Source organism: Phytobacter cepae (genome assembly GCF_054165735.1).
In genome coordinates this window covers 4,298,302-4,317,934 of sequence record NZ_CM135107.1, presented here as the reverse complement: position 1 = coordinate 4,317,934, position 19,633 = coordinate 4,298,302, and the positions used below count along the sequence as shown (strand labels likewise).

17 protein-coding genes are annotated in these 19,633 nt (G+C 52.9%); 16 read left to right on the top strand and 1 reads right to left on the bottom strand.

Annotation, left to right across the window (positions count from 1 at the left end; genetic code table 11):
- Positions 1–65: 65 nt before the first annotated feature.
- Complete coding sequence (gene leuL / locus ACUY4Q_RS20275; RefSeq protein ID WP_103280481.1) at positions 66–152, bottom strand: leu operon leader peptide; 87 nt, start codon at positions 150–152, stop codon at positions 66–68.
- 622 nt (positions 153–774) lie between these two features.
- Between leuL and leuO the strand changes: the two genes are divergently transcribed.
- The 16 genes from leuO (at position 775) to ACUY4Q_RS20195 (ending at position 19,632) form a co-directional block, all read left to right on the top strand.
- A complete protein-coding gene (gene leuO, locus ACUY4Q_RS20270; protein WP_458047402.1) occupies positions 775–1,719 on the top strand; it encodes a transcriptional regulator LeuO in 945 nt (314 codons plus the stop codon).
- A 384-nt stretch (positions 1,720–2,103) separates the two neighbouring features.
- Positions 2,104–3,828 (top strand): acetolactate synthase 3 large subunit, encoded by a 1,725-nt coding sequence (ilvI, locus tag ACUY4Q_RS20265; RefSeq protein WP_458044477.1) that lies wholly within the window; start codon positions 2,104–2,106, stop codon positions 3,826–3,828.
- Between the two features lie 2 nt (positions 3,829–3,830).
- Positions 3,831–4,322, top strand: a complete 492-nt coding sequence (ilvN, locus tag ACUY4Q_RS20260) for an acetolactate synthase small subunit (RefSeq protein ID WP_437431170.1) — start codon at positions 3,831–3,833, stop codon at positions 4,320–4,322.
- Positions 4,323–4,504: 182 nt separating this feature from the next.
- Positions 4,505–5,509, top strand: a complete 1,005-nt coding sequence (gene cra / locus ACUY4Q_RS20255) for a catabolite repressor/activator (RefSeq protein WP_458044476.1) — start codon at positions 4,505–4,507, stop codon at positions 5,507–5,509.
- Positions 5,510–6,112: 603 nt separating this feature from the next.
- On the top strand, positions 6,113–6,571 hold the full coding sequence (gene mraZ, locus ACUY4Q_RS20250) for a division/cell wall cluster transcriptional repressor MraZ (RefSeq protein ID WP_458044475.1): 459 nt from the start codon (positions 6,113–6,115) through the stop codon (positions 6,569–6,571).
- 2 nt (positions 6,572–6,573) lie between these two features.
- The gene (gene rsmH, locus ACUY4Q_RS20245; protein WP_458047401.1) at positions 6,574–7,515 is read left to right on the top strand and encodes a 16S rRNA (cytosine(1402)-N(4))-methyltransferase RsmH; all 942 of its coding nucleotides are present in this window, start codon (positions 6,574–6,576) and stop codon (positions 7,513–7,515) included.
- A complete protein-coding gene (ftsL, locus tag ACUY4Q_RS20240; RefSeq protein WP_458044474.1) occupies positions 7,512–7,877 on the top strand; it encodes a cell division protein FtsL in 366 nt (121 codons plus the stop codon). The genes rsmH and ftsL overlap by 4 nt, the downstream gene beginning before the upstream one ends.
- A gap of 15 nt (positions 7,878–7,892) precedes the next feature.
- Positions 7,893–9,662: a peptidoglycan DD-transpeptidase PBP3 gene (ftsI, locus tag ACUY4Q_RS20235; protein WP_458044473.1), complete on the top strand. Its 1,770-nt coding sequence runs from the start codon at positions 7,893–7,895 to the stop codon at positions 9,660–9,662.
- On the top strand, positions 9,649–11,136 hold the full coding sequence (murE, locus tag ACUY4Q_RS20230; RefSeq protein WP_458044472.1) for a UDP-N-acetylmuramoyl-L-alanyl-D-glutamate--2,6-diaminopimelate ligase: 1,488 nt from the start codon (positions 9,649–9,651) through the stop codon (positions 11,134–11,136). The genes ftsI and murE overlap by 14 nt, the downstream gene beginning before the upstream one ends.
- Complete coding sequence (gene murF, locus ACUY4Q_RS20225) at positions 11,133–12,491, top strand: UDP-N-acetylmuramoyl-tripeptide--D-alanyl-D-alanine ligase (protein WP_458044471.1); 1,359 nt, start codon at positions 11,133–11,135, stop codon at positions 12,489–12,491. The genes murE and murF overlap by 4 nt, the downstream gene beginning before the upstream one ends.
- Positions 12,485–13,567: a phospho-N-acetylmuramoyl-pentapeptide-transferase gene (mraY, locus tag ACUY4Q_RS20220; protein WP_458044470.1), complete on the top strand. Its 1,083-nt coding sequence runs from the start codon at positions 12,485–12,487 to the stop codon at positions 13,565–13,567. Before murF ends, mraY begins: the two co-directional genes overlap by 7 nt.
- Positions 13,568–13,569: 2 nt before the next feature.
- Entirely contained in the window at positions 13,570–14,886 is a 1,317-nt protein-coding gene (gene murD, locus ACUY4Q_RS20215) for a UDP-N-acetylmuramoyl-L-alanine--D-glutamate ligase (protein WP_458044469.1), read from the top strand.
- Positions 14,886–16,130, top strand: a complete 1,245-nt coding sequence (ftsW, locus tag ACUY4Q_RS20210; RefSeq protein WP_458044468.1) for a cell division protein FtsW — start codon at positions 14,886–14,888, stop codon at positions 16,128–16,130. Before murD ends, ftsW begins: the two co-directional genes overlap by 1 nt.
- Positions 16,127–17,194, top strand: coding sequence for an undecaprenyldiphospho-muramoylpentapeptide beta-N-acetylglucosaminyltransferase (gene murG, locus ACUY4Q_RS20205; RefSeq protein ID WP_458044467.1), 1,068 nt, complete (start codon positions 16,127–16,129; stop codon positions 17,192–17,194). The genes ftsW and murG overlap by 4 nt, the downstream gene beginning before the upstream one ends.
- Before the next feature lie 55 nt (positions 17,195–17,249).
- Positions 17,250–18,719, top strand: a complete 1,470-nt coding sequence (gene murC, locus ACUY4Q_RS20200) for a UDP-N-acetylmuramate--L-alanine ligase (protein WP_458044466.1) — start codon at positions 17,250–17,252, stop codon at positions 18,717–18,719.
- The gene (locus ACUY4Q_RS20195) at positions 18,712–19,632 is read left to right on the top strand and encodes a D-alanine--D-alanine ligase (RefSeq protein ID WP_458044465.1); all 921 of its coding nucleotides are present in this window, start codon (positions 18,712–18,714) and stop codon (positions 19,630–19,632) included. Before murC ends, ACUY4Q_RS20195 begins: the two co-directional genes overlap by 8 nt.
- Position 19,633 lies beyond the last annotated feature (1 nt).

Here is a 19,633-nt window from a genome sequence, read left to right as displayed (position 1 = left end):
GCCTTGCTACGAGCATAAAAAAACCCGCGCCAAGGCGCGGGTTCTTAGTGTTAACTGGAGGATGATTAACGCTGAGCGTCGTCCACCGGTCTACCGCGCACATGGGATGCGTTTAGTAGTAGTAGACCGAGGAAACGAACATTGCGAATCATGACCATGCTCCAGATGAATGCGTAATGCTAATAGTGGTACTGGATAAGGAATTCAAAGTCAACACTTTGGCTTATAAATGGTTGCAAAAGCCAGACGAGTGCGTCGAGCTGTTTTAGTTAATCGTGCTGGATTTAACGCTGAAATCAAAATAAGGTATTTGTGCTTTTTCATACTTTCTGATGATTGTTCCTCGAAGGCACAATTTCTTGCAACTTGATATATTCCTACACGTTTTAAGTCATTTGGCTATCCCAATGAATTCATATGAATAATAACCGAGGCTTATTGTTTTAATCGAATATCCGGTGTAAATGATAAAATTAAGTTAAATTATATTATTCATGTCGTTTGAAATACTTTAGTAAACTCACACTTATTGGGTGTCCTGAGCATATTGTACATTCATACCATTTATGTTTTGATTCGTCCCCATCGTTTCAGACAACTAATAGAGTTTGATTCAATGCTGTTTGGTTGCATGCGCTCCTTATTGCATTGGGAGCCTTTATATATTCCTATTTTTATAGAATCCTCTTTTCCAAATCCTATATGCATGGTAAATGATATTTCTAGCGGTTATTACTACCGGAAAAGGGATGTAGTTTGACACTGGAGATGAATATGTCAGAAGACCACGTTAAAGACTCAACGCAAATTGAGGTAATAAAACCCCAATTGCGTAAAGTTGATCTCAATTTGTTAACAATTTTTGATGCGGTGATGCAGGAACAAAACATTACTCGCGCAGCGCACTCATTAGGCATGTCACAACCTGCCGTCAGCAATGCGCTGGCACGATTAAAAGTGATGTTTAATGATGAACTTTTTGTTCGCTATGGGAGAGGCATTCAGCCAACCGCGAGGGCCCACCAGCTTTTCGGTTCTGTTCGTCAGGCGCTGCAACTTGTGCAGAATGAGTTGCCCGGTTCCGGTTTTGAGCCGATCACCAGTGAGCGTATTTTTAATCTTTGTGTATGTAGCCCAATCGATAACTTTCTTACGTCTGTTATTTACAATAACGTGGAAAAGATTGCACCCAATATCCATCTGGTCTTCAAATCCTCCCTCAATCAGAATACGGAGCATCAACTTCGTTATCAGGAATTAGAATTTGTTATTGGCTATGATGAGTTTCATCGTCCTGAATTTAGCTGTGTTCCCCTGTTTAAAGATGAAATGGTCATGGTCGCCAGCAAATCACATCCACGCATTATGGGGCCATTACGCGAAAGTGATATTTACGGTGAGCAACATGCAGTGGTGTCGCTTGAACGTTATGCCTCATTTAGCCTGCCCTGGTATGACACACCGGATAAACAAGCCAGTGTGGCCTATCAGGGAATGGCGTTAACCAGTGTTTTAAATGTGGTCTCACAAACGCATTTGATTGCCATTGCGCCGCGCTGGTTGGCTGAAGAGTTTGCGGAAAAATTACAACTGCAGATATTACCGTTGCCCTTAAAATTGAATAGCCGAACCTGTTACTTGTCCTGGCACGAAGCTGCCGGGCGTGATAAAGGCCATCAATGGATGGAAGAGCTGTTAGTCTCTGTTTGCTCTCGGTAATGCAAGCACTGAAAGCATGGGGCTAACGCTTTAGGTTTAATCTGCTCAGATATGTCGTAGCAAAATTTTATGCTGAAGCTGTTTTCACACGCGGCTTTCTGCGTCGTAAAAATGCATGATTTACTGAGCAGCAAGCAATTTGAGCGATGATTTATCATCGACTTTACTTATCTCAGACTATTTCACCATTTCTTGCTAACTAACGTCGTTTTTTCACTTTTAACGAGGCATGAGGTAAACCGTTTGCTCATTGCCTGCCAGATTTTGAGCGGTTATGGTAACTGCCATTCATAATCAGAATGCAGGGTTTTCCTGTCTGAGCAGAGCGACTTAGCGGAAATGAATTCTGCTGTCAGTCGACAAACAATAGCCTGGAGGCAAACCATGGAGATGTTGTCTGGAGCCGAGATGGTCGTCCGGTCGCTGATCGATCAGGGCGTAAAGCAAGTGTTCGGCTATCCTGGGGGCGCTGTCCTCGATATTTACGATGCGCTACATACCGTCGGTGGCATCGACCATGTGCTGGTGCGTCATGAGCAAGCGGCCGTACACATGGCGGATGGCCTTGCCAGGGCAACGGGTGACGTTGGGGTTGTGCTGGTGACATCGGGTCCCGGTGCCACTAATGCGATTACTGGCATAGCGACTGCTTATATGGACTCTATTCCGCTAGTGGTGATTTCAGGACAGGTCGCGACCTCGTTAATTGGATACGATGCCTTCCAGGAGTGCGACATGGTGGGTATTTCCCGCCCGGTTGTGAAGCACAGCTTCCTCGTAAAGCAAACGGAAGATATCCCTGGCGTGCTGAAAAAAGCGTTCTGGCTGGCAGCCAGCGGTCGTCCGGGGCCGGTGGTCGTTGATCTGCCTAAAGATATTCTCAGCCCGGCAAATAAGCTTCCTTATGTTTGGCCCGAAACGGTAAGCATGCGTTCTTACAACCCAACGACGCACGGGCATAAAGGTCAAATCAAACGTGCTCTCCAGACGCTGATTGCGGCGAAAAAACCGGTGGTTTATGTCGGCGGCGGCGCGATTACTTCCGGTTGTGAAGCACAACTACGCACGCTGGTTGAAAAGCTGAATATTCCGGTTGCGTCTTCCTTAATGGGGCTAGGTGCATTCCCGGCCACGCATCGCCAGGCGCTGGGGATGTTGGGGATGCACGGCACCTATGAAGCCAACATGACCATGCATCACTCCGATGTGATTTTTGCCGTCGGCGTGCGCTTTGATGACCGCACAACCAACAATCTGGCGAAATATTGCCCGAACGCCACCGTGCTGCATATTGATATCGATCCGACCTCTATTTCGAAAACTGTCCAGGCGGATGTGCCGATTGTAGGCGATGCGCGTCTCGTACTGGAGTTGATGCTTGAGCAGTTAGCCCAGGAAGAGACACAACAACCTCTGGACGATCTGCGGGACTGGTGGCTGAGCATTGAGCAGTGGCGTGCACGTCAGTGCCTGAAATACGATAGCCAAAGCGAAAGCATTAAGCCGCAGGCGGTGATTGAAACTATCTGGCGTCTGACAAACGGCGAAGCTTATGTCACCTCTGATGTGGGTCAGCACCAGATGTTCGCGGCTCTTTATTACCCCTTTGATAAATCCCGCCGTTGGATCAACTCCGGTGGCCTGGGAACGATGGGCTTTGGCCTGCCTGCTGCATTGGGCGTAAAAATGGCGTTTCCGGATGATATTGTCATTTGTGTCACCGGTGATGGCAGTATTCAGATGAATATTCAGGAGCTCTCCACCGCCCTGCAGTATGAACTGCCGGTGCTGGTGTTGAACCTGAACAATGGCTATCTGGGCATGGTCAAACAGTGGCAGGACATGATTTATTCAGGCCGCCATTCTCAGTCTTACATGACCTCGTTACCGGATTTTGTTCGCCTGGCGGAAGCTTATGGGCATGTCGGTATGCGCATCACTCAACCGGCTGAGCTGGAAAGTAAGCTGGCGGAAGCGATCGAGCAGGTCCGCAATAACCGTCTGGTGTTTGTCGATGTCTGCGTTGATGGTGGCGAGCACGTTTATCCGATGCATATCCGTGGCGGCGGTATGGACGAGATGTGGCTTAGCAAAACGGAGAGGACTTGATTATGCGCCGGATATTGTCTGTTTTACTGGAAAACGAATCAGGTGCACTTTCGCGCGTGATCGGTCTGTTCTCCCAGCGTGGTTATAACATCGAGAGTCTGACCGTTGCACCGACCGACGATCCCACGTTATCGCGTATGACGATTCAGACGGTGGGTGATGCGAAGGTACTAGAGCAGATCGAAAAACAATTGCATAAGCTGGTCGATGTGCTTCGCGTAAACGAGTTAGGGCAGGGCGCTTACGTTGAACGTGAAATCATGCTGGTCAAAGTTCAGGCCAGTGGCTACGGTCGTGAAGAGGTCAAACGCAGTGCGGAGATCTTCCGTGGGCAGATTATCGACGTGACGCCGTCTATTTATACGGTTCAGTTAGCAGGGACCAGCGATAAGCTTGATGCATTTTTAGCGACCATTCGTGATGTAGCGAAAATCGTTGAAGTCGCACGCTCGGGTGTAGTGGGTTTATCACGCGGTGACAAAATCATGCGTTAAGCGAGATGTTTACACCGAATTCCTGGCCCGGCATCCTCTGCCGGGCTTTTTTTTTGCGAAATCCGCTTGAAGCAAACATAAAAGCGGTTGCCGCAGTGACTATTCTGCGCTTAGATGTTATGGAATTTAACCTATATCCCTAAAAAGGTTATGGAGTATCTTTTATTTTTTGAGGGGCAATTGTGAAACTGGATGAAATCGCCCGGCTAGCCGGCGTCTCACGCACCACGGCAAGCTATGTCATTAATGGAAAGGCAAAGCAATATCGTGTGAGTGATAAAACCGTCGAGAAAGTGATGGCGGTTGTGCGTGAGCATAACTACCACCCGAATGCGGTGGCGGCTGGGTTGCGAGCGGGACGTACTCGCTCCATTGGGCTGGTTATTCCGGATCTGGAAAACACCAGTTATACACGGATTGCAAATTATCTGGAGCGTCAGGCGCGTCAACGTGGCTATCAGCTATTGATTGCCTGCTCTGAGGATCAGCCAGATAATGAAATGCGCTGTATTGAGCATCTCCTGCAGCGCCAGGTTGATGCGATTATCGTCTCTACCTCTCTCCCCCCTGAACACCCGTTTTATCAGCGTTGGGCGAACGATGCATTTCCCATTGTCGCGTTGGACAGGGCGCTGGATCGCGAACATTTCACCAGCGTCGTCGGTGCCGACCAGGATGATTCAGAAATGCTGGCGGCAGAGTTGCGTACGTTCCCGGCAAAAAATGTCCTTTATTTAGGCGCACTGCCTGAGCTCTCGGTGAGTTTTTTACGTGAGCAGGGTTTCCGCACGGCGTGGAAAGACGATCCGCGCGAAGTCCAGTATCTCTACGCGAACAGTTACGAACGTGAGGCTGCGGCTCAGCTGTTTGAGAAATGGCTGGAGACGCATGAGATGCCGCAGGCGCTCTTCGTCACCTCTTTCGCTTTATTACAGGGTGTGCTGGACGTGACGTTACGTCGGGATGGCAAACTTCCTTCCGATTTGGCGATTGCGACTTTCGGCGATCACGAATTGCTGGATTTCTTGCAGTGCCCGGTGCTGGCTGTCGCGCAACGCCATCGTGATGTGGCTGAGAGGGTACTGGAGATCGTGCTCGCCAGCCTTGATGAACCCCGCAAACCAAAAGCGGGCTTAAGCCGTATTCGTCGAAATCTCTATCGCCGCGGTATCTTAAGCCGCGTCTGATGCTTTTCCCAGGCAGCTCCGGCTGCCTTATAGTTGTAAAAATACGCCCTGTAATTAGTAAATTCTTAATTCAGATAAATCCTTATTTTTTCTGTCCTCTTTCTCATTAATTTGCTTCCTGACATTTAAAGATTTTCTCTAAGACAAATAAGACGTAACTAAACATTATTGTTGAATCGTTTTGTTACATCTCCATTCGTAAGCATTGTATTAGCTTCCTTTCTCCATTAAGCATCGGCCGTCTCCTCCAGCTTGCGGCATCTGCTGTGTGGGCATGCATCAGGGGCTGTTATCTGGCTGCAATATGCCTTAAAATGCCGCCCGCGTCGCAAACTGACATTTTATATTTTCTGAATGTTCATTCGGTACGTTTTAACGCTCCACTGAATAGGGCTTTTTTTTCTTACAAATATTCATGACGTTAATTTGTTCTATCAGGTGAGCGGTATTTCACCAATATGGAATGTAAACGCGAATAAGAGATCTTTTGCTCCGGTTAGTCTTTGCACTGGCTTGACAAGGTTTTCCTCCGCTCCGTAAACTCCTTTGGTGGGGATTTGTGGGTTAAAGTGGTGAAAAAGGTCATTCAGGGGTGGAGCGTGTATGTTCCGTGGGGCAACATTAGTTAATCTTGATAGCAAAGGGCGCTTAGCCGTGCCGACCCGCTATCGTGATTCGCTGCTTGAAACTGCTTCCGGTCAAATGGTGTGCACCATTGACATTCATCACTCCTGCCTGCTGCTTTACCCCTTGCCTGAATGGGAAATTATTGAGCAAAAATTGTCGCGTCTATCAAGCATGAATCCGCTGGAGCGCCGCGTACAACGCTTGTTGTTGGGGCATGCCAGCGAATGCCAGATGGACAATGCAGGGCGCTTATTAATCGCGCCGGTTTTACGGCAACATGCCGGGCTGACGAAAGAAGTGATGCTGGTTGGGCAGTTCAATAAGTTTGAGCTGTGGGATGAAACGACCTGGTATCAACAGGTCAGGGAAGATATCGACGCTGAGCAATCGGGTTCTGAGGCGCTATCGGATCGATTGCAGGATTTGTCACTTTAATGATGATGGAAAATTTTAAACACACAACGGTGCTGCTTGACGAGGCCGTTAATGGCCTGAATATTCGTCCTGACGGCATCTATATTGATGGCACTTTTGGCCGCGGTGGTCACTCACGCCTGATCCTTTCTCAACTGGGACCAGAAGGACGCCTGCTGGCTATTGACCGCGATCCCGAAGCGATTGCTGTCGCGAAGACAATTGACGATCCCCGCTTTTCCATCGTTCATGGTCCTTTCTCTGCACTTGCTGACTACGCGTCTGAACTTGGACTCACCGGTAAGATCGACGGCATTCTGCTCGATCTGGGGGTCTCCTCGCCGCAGCTTGATGACGCCGAGCGCGGTTTCTCCTTCATGCGTGATGGCCCGCTGGATATGCGTATGGATCCCACGCGCGGTCAATCTGCCGCCGAGTGGCTGCAGACAGCCGATGAAGCGGACATCGCATGGGTGATTAAAACCTTTGGTGAAGAGCGCTTCGGTAAACGTATTGCCCGCGCCATCGTTGAGCGTAACCGTATTGAACCGATGACCAGAACGAAAGAGCTGGCGACGGTGGTTGCTGCGGCGATGCCGGTGAAAGACAAATTCAAACATCCCGCGACCCGTACCTTCCAGGCGGTGCGCATTTGGGTGAACAGTGAACTGGAGGAGATAGAGCAGGCGCTAAAAAGCTCAATTGGCGTGTTGGCACCGGAAGGCCGACTTTCCGTTATCAGTTTCCACTCTCTTGAAGACCGTATTGTAAAACGCTTTATGCGTGAGCAGAGTCGCGGTCCTCAGGTGCCGGCTGGATTACCGATGACCGAAGCGCAACTCAGAAAGCTGGGTGGCCGTCAACTGAGAGCATTAGGCAAGTTGATGCCGGGTGAAGAAGAGGTGGCAGAGAATCCACGTGCCCGTAGTTCAGTTCTGCGTATTGCAGAGAGGACGAACGCATGATCGGTAGAGTGTCAGAGACCCTCAGCAAAGTTAAAGAGTCGTTAGGAAGCAACGAGCGCCATGCGTTGCCTGGCGTGATCGGTGACGATCTTTTGCGTTTTGGGAAACTGCCACTCTGCCTGTTCATTTGCATCATTATGACCGCCGTCACCGTGGTGACGACCGCGCATCACACCCGTCTGTTGACGGCTCAACGCGAACAGCTCGTGCTGGAGCGTGATGCTCTGGATATCGAATGGCGCAACCTGATTCTTGAAGAAAATGCCCTCGGCGATCATAGCCGGGTTGAGAGGATCGCCACGGAAAAGCTGCAAATGCAGCATGTCGATCCATCCCAGGAGAATATCGTTGTACAGAAATAAGGAACCACGCAACGCATGAAAGCCGCTGCGGTAAAAACGCCAAAACCGAAACGCCAGGAAGAACAGGCCAGCTTTGTGAGCTGGCGTTTTGCCTTGCTGTGCGGCTGTATTTTACTGGCGCTGTGTTTCCTGTTGGGCCGCGTTGCCTGGCTGCAAATTATCGCCCCTGACATGCTGGTCCGTGAAGGCGATATGCGCTCCCTGCGCGTTCAGGAGGTGGCCACCTCGCGCGGAATGATTACCGATCGCTCCGGTCGTCCGCTGGCGGTGAGTGTGCCAGTTAAAGCGATTTGGGCTGACCCGAAAGAGCTTAAAGATGCAGGTGGCGTTACGCTGGATAATCGCTGGAAAGCCCTGTCTGATGCGCTCAACATGCCGCTCGACCAGCTCGCTGCCCGTATCAATGCTAACCCCAAGGGCCGGTTTATCTATCTGGCGCGTCAGGTCAATCCCGATCTCGGGGATTACATCAAAAAACTGAAGCTGCCAGGGATTCACCTTCGTGAAGAGTCCCGCCGCTACTACCCTTCGGGCGAAGTTACTGCTCACCTCATTGGTTTTACTAACGTGGATAGCCAGGGGATTGAAGGCGTCGAAAAGAGTTTCGACAAATGGCTAACCGGGCAGCCAGGCGAGCGTGTGGTGCGTAAAGATCGCTATGGTCGCGTAATTGAAGATATCTCTTCCACTGACAGCCAGGCGGCACATAACCTGGCGTTAAGCATTGATGAACGTCTGCAGGCGCTGGTTTATCGCGAACTGAATAATGCAGTGGCGTTTAACAAAGCCGAATCCGGCAGCGCCGTACTGGTTGATGTGAATACCGGTGAAGTGCTGGCCATGGCCAACAGCCCGTCCTACAACCCAAACAACCTCGCCGGTACGCAGAAAGATATCATGCGTAACCGTACCATCACCGATGTGTTTGAACCGGGTTCTACGGTGAAACCGATGGTAGTGATGACCGCCTTGCAGCGTGGCGTGGTCACACCGAATACCGTTCTGAATACCGTTCCTTATCGTATTAACGGCCATGAAATCAAAGACGTGGCGCGCTACAGCGAATTAACCCTTACCGGGGTGCTACAGAAGTCGAGTAACGTCGGTGTATCTAAGCTGGCGTTAGCGATGCCGTCCTCAGCGTTAGTAGATACTTACTCACGTTTTGGGCTGGGAAAGGCGACCAATTTGGGGTTGGTCGGAGAACGCAGTGGCTTATATCCTCAAAAACAACGGTGGTCTGACATAGAGAGGGCCACCTTCTCTTTCGGCTACGGGCTAATGGTAACCCCGTTACAGTTAGCGCGAGTCTACGCAACGATTGGCAGCTATGGCGTCTATCGTCCGCTGTCGATTACTAAAGTCGATCCTCCGGTTCCGGGTGAACGCATCTTCACTGAATCCATCGTGCGTAACGTTGTACACATGATGGAAAGCGTCGCGCTACCGGGCGGCGGCGGTGTGAAAGCCGCGATTAAAGGCTATCGCATTGCGATCAAAACCGGTACGGCAAAAAAAGTCGGCCCTGACGGTCGCTACATTAATAAATACATTGCTTATACCGCAGGCGTTGCGCCCGCGAGTAATCCGCGCTTTGCGCTGGTGGTGGTCATCAACGATCCGCAAGCGGGTAAATATTACGGCGGTGCCGTCTCAGCACCGGTGTTTGGTGCCATCATGGGCGGTGTACTGCGCACCATGAACATCGAGCCGGATGCGCTGGCGACGGGCGATAAAAGTGAATTTGTAATTAATCAAGGTGAGGGATCAGGTGGCAGATCGTAATTTGCGCGACCTTCTTGCTCCGTGGGTGCCAAATGCGCCGGAGCGAGCACTGCGGGAAATGACACTCGATAGCCGTATCGCGGCTTCGGGCGATCTTTTTGTGGCAGTCGTGGGTCATCAGGCGGACGGGCGTCGATATATCCCGCAGGCGATTGCGCAAGGTGTGGCTGCCATTATTGCTGAAGCGAAGGATGAAGCCCGCGATGGTGAAATTCGCGAAATGCACGGTGTGCCGGTTATCTACCTGAGCCAGCTTAATGAACGCCTCTCTGCTCTGGCGGGGCGCTTCTACGGTGAACCTTCTGAGCGCCTGCGTTTGATCGGCGTCACCGGGACCAACGGGAAAACTACCACAACGCAGCTTCTCGCGCAGTGGAGTCAGTTGTTAGGCGAAACCAGTGCGGTGATGGGGACTGTCGGTAACGGCCTGTTAGGGAAAGTGATTCCCTCAGAAAATACCACTGGCTCCGCCGTCGATGTGCAGCATGTCATTGCCTCTCTGGCGCAGCAGGGCGCAACCTTTGCCGGGATGGAAGTTTCGTCCCATGGCCTGGTCCAGCACCGCGTAGCGGCACTGACCTTTGCGGCTTCAGTGTTCACCAATTTGAGCCGAGATCATCTCGATTACCACGGCGACATGACCCACTACGAAGCCGCAAAATGGCTGCTTTTCTCCGCACATCACTACGGTCAGGCCATCGTCAATGCCGATGATGAGGTGGGACGCCGTTGGCTGGCAAATCTGCCTGATGCGGTCGCAGTCTCCATGGAAGACCACATTAACCCGAACTGTCATGGTCGCTGGCTGAAGGCCATTGCGGTTGATTATCACGACAGCGGCGCGTCCATTCGCTTCTCCTCAAGCTGGGGCGAGGGCGAAATTGAAAGTCGTCTGATGGGCGCCTTTAACGTAAGCAACCTCTTACTGGCGCTGGCAACATTGCTGGCGCTCGGCTATCCGCTTGCTGATTTGCTGAAAACCGCAGCGCGTCTGCAGCCCGTCTGCGGTCGAATGGAAGTCTTTAGCGCACCGGGCAAGCCAACGGTGGTGGTGGATTATGCCCACACGCCAGACGCACTGGAAAAAGCGTTACAGGCCGCAAGGCTGCACTGCACCGGTAAGTTGTGGTGTGTGTTTGGCTGCGGTGGCGATCGCGATAAAGGCAAGCGTCCGTTAATGGGAGCAATTGCCGAAGAATTTGCTGATATACCGGTCGTGACCGACGACAATCCGCGCACTGAAGAGCCGCGCGCCATTATCAACGACATTCTGGCTGGCATGGTCGACGCCGGTCATGCTCACGTCGTGGAAGGCCGTGCAGAGGCTGTCACTAACGCCATTATGCAGGCTAAAGAGAATGACGTCGTTCTGCTGGCCGGTAAAGGTCATGAAGATTATCAGATTGTTGGCAAAAACCGACTGGACTACTCTGACCGCGTTACTGCGGCACGTTTACTGGGGGTTGTCGCATGATTAGCGTAACGCTGAGCCAACTGGTCGATATTCTGCACGGGGAGTTGCACGGCGCAGATGTAACGCTTGATACCGTGACCTCTGATACGCGTAAAGTCACGCCGGGCTGTTTGTTTGTGGCCCTGAAAGGCGAACGCTTCGATGCCCATGACTTTGTCGACAAGGCGAAAGACGGTGGCGCAGGCGCGCTGCTGGTTAGCCGCAAACTGAATATCGACCTGCCGCAAGTGGTGGTAAAAGATACGCGCCTCGCCTTCGGTGAGCTGGGTGCGTGGGTGCGTCAGCAGGTGCCTGCCCGCGTTGTCGCGCTGACCGGATCTTCTGGCAAAACGTCCGTAAAAGAGATGACCGCAGCGATTCTAAGCCAATGCGGTAATACGCTCTACACAGCGGGCAACCTGAATAACGATATTGGCGTGCCGATGACGCTGCTGCGACTGACAAACGAGCATCAGTTCGCGGTGATTGAGCTGGGGGCGAACCATCAGGGTGAAATAGCCTGGACCGTTGGGTTGACCCGTCCGGAAGCGGCCCTGGTCAATAACCTGGCTGCGGCGCACCTGGAAGGATTTGGATCGCTGGCGGGTGTGGCGAAAGCCAAAGGCGAAATTTATACCGGGCTGCCTGTCAACGGCATTGCCATTATGAATGCCGACAACAACGACTGGCTGAACTGGCAGAACACCATCGGAGCACGTAAAGTCTGGCGCTTTTCACCGAATGCCGCCAACAGCGATTTCACTGCCACTCACATTCATGTGACTTCACACGGTACCGAATTCACCCTGCAGACGCCGACGGGCGGCATTGATGTCATTCTGCCGCTGCCGGGCCGTCACAATATTGCCAATGCGCTGGCAGCCACGGCGCTGGCGATGGCCGTTGGCGCGACGCATGAGGCGGTGAGAACCGGTCTTGCCAATCTTAAGGCGGTTCCTGGCCGCCTGTTCCCGGTTCAGCTTGGTGAAAACCAGCTACTGCTTGATGACACCTATAACGCTAACGTTGGTTCGATGACGGCGGCAGCCCACGTGCTGTCAGAAATGCCCGGCTTCCGGGTGATGGTCGTCGGCGATATGGCGGAACTGGGTGATGAGAGTGAGGCCTGCCACCGCCAGGTGGGTGAGACAGCAAAAGCCGTCGGCATCGATCGCGTTATTAGCGTGGGTAAACTGAGCAAAGCCATTAGCGATGCCAGCGGTGTTGGCGAACATTATGACGATAAGCCGTCAGCGATTGCGCGTTTAAAAGCGTTAATTGCTGAGAAGCAGATTATTACCCTTTTAATTAAAGGTTCACGTAGTGCAGCCATGGATGAGGTTGCACGCGCATTACAGGAGAATAGGGCATGTTAGTTTGGCTGGCCGAACATTTGGTCAAATATTATTCCGGCTTTAACGTCTTTTCGTATCTGACGTTTCGCGCCATTGTCAGCCTGCTGACTGCGCTCTTCATCTCATTGTGGATGGGGCCGCGCATGATTGCCCGCCTGCAAAAATTATCCTTTGGTCAGGTTGTTCGTAACGATGGCCCGGAGTCGCACTTCAGTAAGCGTGGCACCCCGACCATGGGGGGGATCATGATCCTGACCGCCATCGTGGTTTCCGTGCTGCTCTGGGCTTACCCGTCCAACCCTTACGTCTGGTGCGTGCTGGTCGTGTTAGTGGGCTACGGCATTATCGGTTTCGTTGATGACTACCGCAAAGTCGTGCGCAAGGATACCAAAGGGCTTATTGCGCGCTGGAAGTACTTCTGGATGTCGGTTATTGCGCTGGGCGTGGCCTTTGCTCTTTACCTGGCCGGCAACGATACCCCGGCAACCCAACTGGTTGTGCCGTTCTTTAAAGACGTGATGCCGCAGTTAGGCATTTTCTACATTCTGCTGGCCTATTTCGTCATCGTCGGTACGGGTAATGCCGTGAACCTGACGGATGGCCTTGATGGGCTGGCGATTATGCCAACCGTCTTCGTTGCGGGCGGTTTTGCGCTGGTGGCCTGGGCGACCGGTAACATGAATTTTGCCAACTATCTGCACATTCCCTATCTGCGCCACGCCGGTGAACTGGTGATTGTCTGTACGGCTATCGTGGGAGCGGGTCTGGGCTTCCTGTGGTTCAACACCTACCCGGCGCAGGTCTTTATGGGCGATGTCGGTTCGCTGGCGCTGGGCGGGGCATTAGGCATTATTGCGGTGCTGCTGCGTCAGGAGTTTCTGCTGGTCATTATGGGCGGGGTGTTTGTTGTCGAAACGCTGTCGGTCATTCTGCAGGTAGGCTCGTTCAAGCTGCGCGGTCAGCGCATCTTCCGCATGGCGCCTATTCATCATCACTATGAACTGAAAGGTTGGCCGGAGCCGCGCGTCATTGTGCGCTTCTGGATTATTTCGCTGATGCTGGTCCTGATTGGACTGGCAACGCTCAAGGTACGTTAATCATGGCAGATTACCAGGGTAAAAAAGTCGTCATTATTGGTCTTGGTCTGACGGGGCTCTCGTGCGTGGATTTCTTCCTCGCGCGCGGCGTCACGCCGAAAGTGATGGACACGCGTACCTCTCCGCCGGGGCTGGATAAACTGCCGGAAGAGGTTGAGCGTCACCTTGGTAGTCTGAATGATGGCTGGCTGCTGAACGCCGATCTGATTGTCGCAAGCCCGGGTATTGCCCTGGCACACCCCTCGCTGAGTGCGGCGGCAGAGGCCGGGGTCGAGATAGTCGGTGACATTGAACTGTTTTGTCGCGAAGCCGAGGCTCCGATAGTCGCGATTACCGGCTCAAACGGTAAAAGCACCGTCACCACCCTGGTGGGTGAAATGGCGACCTCCGCGGGTGTTAACGTCGGCGTCGGCGGCAATATTGGCCTGCCTGCGTTGATGCTCCTTGATGAGTCGCGTGAGCTGTATGTCCTTGAGCTTTCGAGCTTCCAACTGGAAACCACCTCCAGTCTTGAAGCGGTGGCGGCGACTATCCTCAACGTCACCGAAGATCATATGGACCGATATCCGTTTGGTCTACAGCAGTACCGGGCGGCAAAGCTGCGGGTTTATGAAAACGCTAAAGTTTGTGTGGTCAATGCAGATGATGCGTTAACCATGCCGGTGCGCGGTGCCGATGAACGTTGCATTAGCTTTGGGGTTGATGTGGGTGACTATCATCTGAATCGTCAGCAGGGGGAAACCTGGCTGCGCGTGAAAGGTGAAAAAGTGCTTAACGTTAAAGAGATGAAACTCAGCGGCCAGCATAACTACACCAACGCGTTGGCGGCTCTCGCACTGGCAGACGCTGCGGGTCTACCGCGCGCCACTAGCCTTAAGGCCCTGACCACATTCACCGGGCTGGCGCACCGCTTCCAGCTTGCCCTTGAACACAATGGTGTGCGCTGGATTAATGATTCTAAAGCGACCAACGTCGGCAGTACTGAGGCGGCCCTTAATGGTCTGCAGGTGGATGGTACGCTCCATCTTCTTCTGGGCGGTGATGGGAAGTCAGCCGATTTCACCCCGCTGAAACGCTATCTTGAGGGCGACAGGGTGCGGCTTTACTGCTTTGGCCGTGATGGCGCAGCGCTTGCCGCGTTGCGCCCGGACATTGCCGAGCAAACTGCCGATATGGAACAGGCGATGCGCCTCATAGCGACCCGTGTTCATTCCGGCGATATGGTTCTGCTTTCTCCGGCCTGTGCCAGCCTCGATCAATTCAAAAACTTTGAACAGCGTGGCGACCTCTTTACTCGCCTTGCAGAGGAGTTAGGTTGATGCGCTTAACGCTCCCGCGTCCGAGAATGCCGCGCCTGCCAGGATTTGGAATCCTGGCATGGGTGTTTGGCGCATTGAAGGGCTGGGTGATGGGGTCACGTGTAAAAGACGATGACAGCCTTGTCATGTATGACCGCACGATGCTGTGGCTGACGTTAGGTCTGGCGGCAATCGGCTTCATTATGGTGACCTCAGCGTCAATGCCGGTAGGCCAGCGATTGACCGATGATCCGTTTTTCTTTGCCAAGCGTCATGCGCTCTATCTCTTTCTGGCGTTCTGTTTTGCCATGGTGACGCTCCGCTTGCCAATGGAGTTCTGGCAACGCTGGAGTTCAGCCATGTTGATCGCCGCGATCGTCATGTTGCTTGTGGTTCTGCTGGTGGGAAGTTCCATCAACGGTGCATCACGTTGGATCGATTTAGGGATCATGCGTTTCCAGCCTGCGGAATTTACCAAACTGTCGCTGTTTTGCTACCTGGCGAACTACCTGGTACGTAAGGTTGATGAGGTGCGTAATAACCTGCGCGGATTCCTGAAACCGATGGGCGTGATCATGGTGCTGGCCGTGTTACTGCTGGCACAGCCCGACCTCGGTACGGTCGTTGTGCTGTTCATTACCACTCTTGCGATGCTGTTTCTGGCAGGGGCGAAGCTTTGGCAGTTTATTGCCATCATCGGGTCCGGTATTGCTGCAGTAGTGCTGCTGATCCTCGCCGAACCCTATCGTATTCGCCGTGTGACCTCGTTCTGGAACCCATGGGATGATCCTTTTGGTAGCGGTTACCAGTTAACCCAATCTTTGATGGCCTTTGGACGCGGAGAGTTGTGGGGACAAGGACTTGGGAACTCGGTGCAAAAACTGGAGTATTTACCCGAAGCGCATACGGACTTCATCTTCGCCATTATCGGGGAAGAACTGGGTTATATCGGTGTGGTACTGGCGCTTTTAATGGTATTCTTCGTCGCTTTCCGCGCCATGTCCATTGGCCGTAAAGCGCTGGAAATTAATCAACGATTCTCAGGTTTTCTGGCCTGCTCTATTGGCATCTGGTTCAGCTTCCAGGCGTTAGTTAACGTGGGTGCGGCGGCTGGTATGCTGCCGACCAAGGGTCTGACACTGCCGCTGATCAGCTACGGTGGTTCCAGTTTGTTGATTATGTCGACGGCCATCATGCTGTTGTTGCGTATTGATTATGAAACGCGTCTGGAGAAAGCCCAGGCGTTTACACGAGGTTCACGATGAGCGGTCAAGGGAAGCGGTTGATGGTGATGGCGGGGGGAACCGGAGGACATGTCTTCCCGGGACTGGCCGTTGCCCATCATTTGATGGATCAGGGCTGGCAAGTGCGCTGGCTTGGAACCGCCGATCGCATGGAAGCCGATCTGGTACCCAAACACGGTATCGAGATCGACTTTATCCGCATCTCAGGTTTACGCGGTAAAGGTGTAAAAGCCTTACTGCTCGCGCCGTTACGAATTTTTAATGCCTGGCGTCAGGCGCGCGCGATCATGAAGCGCTATAAGCCGGATGTAGTTCTGGGCATGGGCGGTTATGTTTCTGGTCCAGGTGGTCTGGCGGCCTGGTCGCTGGGCATTCCCGTTGTGCTCCATGAGCAGAACGGCATCGCCGGGCTCACCAATAAATGGCTGGCGAAAATCGCCACCAAAGTGATGCAGGCTTTTCCAGGCGCATTTCCAAAGGCGGAAGTGGTTGGCAATCCTGTTCGTGTTGATGTGCTCGCGCTGCCATTACCACAAGAACGCTTGTCTGGCCGCGAAGGGCCGGTACGGGTGCTGGTAGTGGGTGGTTCGCAGGGGGCGCGGGTACTGAACCAGACGATGCCACAAGTGGCAGCGAAACTGGGTGAGACGGTCACTTTCTGGCATCAGAGCGGAAAAGGCGCGCAGCAAACCGTTGAGCAGGCCTATGCCGACGCGGGGCAGCCACAGCACAAGGTGACTGAGTTTATTGATGATATGGCGCAGGCCTACGCCTGGGCTGATGTCGTGGTCTGTCGTTCCGGTGCATTGACGGTCAGCGAAATTGCCGCAGCAGGTTTGCCCGCGCTCTTTGTCCCGTTCCAGCATAAAGACCGGCAGCAATACTGGAATGCATTACCGCTGGAAAAAGCGGGGGCAGCCAGGATCCTGGAGCAGCCGCAGTTTACGGTGGATGCCGTTGCCCAGACCCTGGCGAGCTGGAACCGTAGTGAATTACTGGCGATGGCTGAGCGCGCTCGTGCCGCCGCTATCCCGGACGCCACCCAACGAGTGGCAAACGAAGTGAGTCTGGCAGCTCAGGCTTAAATACTGGCGATGCCTTTTGCGTCGCGCGAATTTGAAGTGGTAGATGGCATAGATAATGAATACACAACAACTGGCAAAACTGCGCTTAATCGTGCCCGAGATGCGTCGCGTTCGGCACATTCACTTTGTTGGCATCGGTGGTGCTGGCATGGGCGGTATTGCCGAAGTTTTGGCTAACGAAGGCTATCAGATTAGCGGTTCCGACCTGGCGCCGAACCCCGTCACGCAGCAACTGAGCGCGCTGGGGGCAACGATTTATTTTAATCATCGTCCTGAAAACGTCAGTGAGGCCAGCGTGGTGGTGGTGTCGAGCGCAATCTCTGAGGATAACCCGGAGATTGTGGCGGCTAACGAAGCGCGTATTCCTGTTATCCGTCGCGCTGAAATGCTTGCTGAGTTGATGCGTTTTCGTCATGGCATTGCCATTGCCGGTACGCACGGTAAAACAACGACCACCGCGATGGTCTCCAGCATTTATGCTGAAGGCGGTCTGGATCCGACTTTTGTGAACGGTGGCCTCGTAAAAGCGGCGGGTGTCCACGCGCGTCTCGGTCATAGTCGTTACCTGATTGCGGAAGCGGATGAGAGTGACGCTTCTTTCCTCCATCTGCAGCCAATGGTGGCTATTGTCACCAATATCGAAGCTGACCATATGGATACCTATCAGGGTGACTTCGAAAATCTGAAAACGACCTTCATTAACTTCCTGCATAACCTGCCGTTCTATGGCCGTGCAGTGATGTGTGTGGACGATCCGGTTATTCGTGAACTGCTGCCACGCGTGGGCCGCCAGACAACGACTTATGGTTTTAGCGATGATGCCGACGTCCGCGTACAGGACTACCAGCAAAAGGGCGCTCAGGGTCACTTCACGTTGATTCGTCAGGATAAGCCGGATCTACAGGTTTTATTGAATGCGCCTGGACGCCATAACGCGTTGAATGCGGCGGCGGCAGTCGCGGTAGCGACCGAAGAAGGCATTGAAGACGAAGATATCCTGCGTGCACTGGAGAATTTCCAGGGCACTGGCCGTCGTTTCGATTTCCTCGGCGAATTTCCGCTGGAAAACGTTAACGGCAAAACCGGTACCGCGATGCTGGTGGACGATTATGGCCATCATCCGACGGAAGTGGATGCCACGATCAAGGCCGCACGCGCGGGCTGGCCGGACAAAAACCTGGTGATGCTGTTCCAGCCACACCGCTTTACCCGAACGCGCGATCTGTACGACGACTTTGCGAATGTGCTGACGCAGGTTGATGCGCTGCTGATGCTGGATGTCTATTCCGCGGGTGAAACGGCAATCCCGGGTGCGGACAGTCGCTCCTTGTGCCGCACCATCCGTGGTCGCGGTAAAGTGGATCCGATTCTGGTTTCCGATCCGGCACAGGTGGCGGCTATGCTGGCTCCTGTTCTTACCGGCAACGATCTGATTCTCATTCAGGGCGCCGGTAACATCGGCAAAATCGCACGCCATCTGGCGGAAGTGAAGCTGAAGCCGCAGGAGGAAGAGCATCATGGCTGAGAAAGTTGCTGTCCTGCTGGGCGGCTCTTCTGCGGAACGTGAGGTTTCGTTGAATTCTGGTGCAGCGGTGCTGAAGGGCCTGCTCGAAGGTGGGGTTGACGCGCATCCTATTGATCCACGTGATGTCGATGTCACCACGCTTAAAACAATGGGCTTCGACAAAGTATTTATCGCCCTTCACGGCCGCGGCGGTGAAGATGGCACATTGCAAGGACTGCTCGAATTTATCGATTTGCCCTATACCGGCAGTGGTGTGATGGCATCAGCTATCTCCATGGATAAAATGCGTAGCAAATTGCTCTGGCAAGGTGCAGGGTTACCTGTCGCCTCTGGCGTTGCCTTAACGCGACAAGAATTTGAAATTGGACTTAAGAACAGCGCTATTCAGCGTATTGAGGCCCTGGGGTTACCCGTTATTGTCAAGCCCAGCCGTGAAGGGTCCAGTGTCGGCATGTCTAAAGTGGATGAATCTGGTGCATTGCATGCCGCTTTAGCCCTTGCCTTTCAACATGATGATGAAGTTTTAATCGAAAAATGGCTAAGTGGACCAGAATTCACGGTTGCGATACTCGGTGAAGAAATTTTACCGTCAATTCGCATCCAGCCTGCTGGAACCTTCTATGATTATGAGGCGAAGTATCTCTCTGATGAGACGAAATATTTCTGCCCTGCAGGTCTGGAAGCGGAAGATGAAGCGAAATTACAGTCCCTGGTGCTGAAAGCCTGGCAAGCGCTGGGTTGTCGCGGATGGGGGCGTATTGACGCCATGAAAGACAGCGATGGTCAGTTTTATTTGCTGGAAGCGAACACTTCGCCGGGTATGACCAGCCATAGTCTGGTTCCGATGGCAGCGCGTCAGGCAGGGTTGAGTTTCTCCCAGCTTGTCGTGCGTATTTTGAATCTGGCGGAGTGAT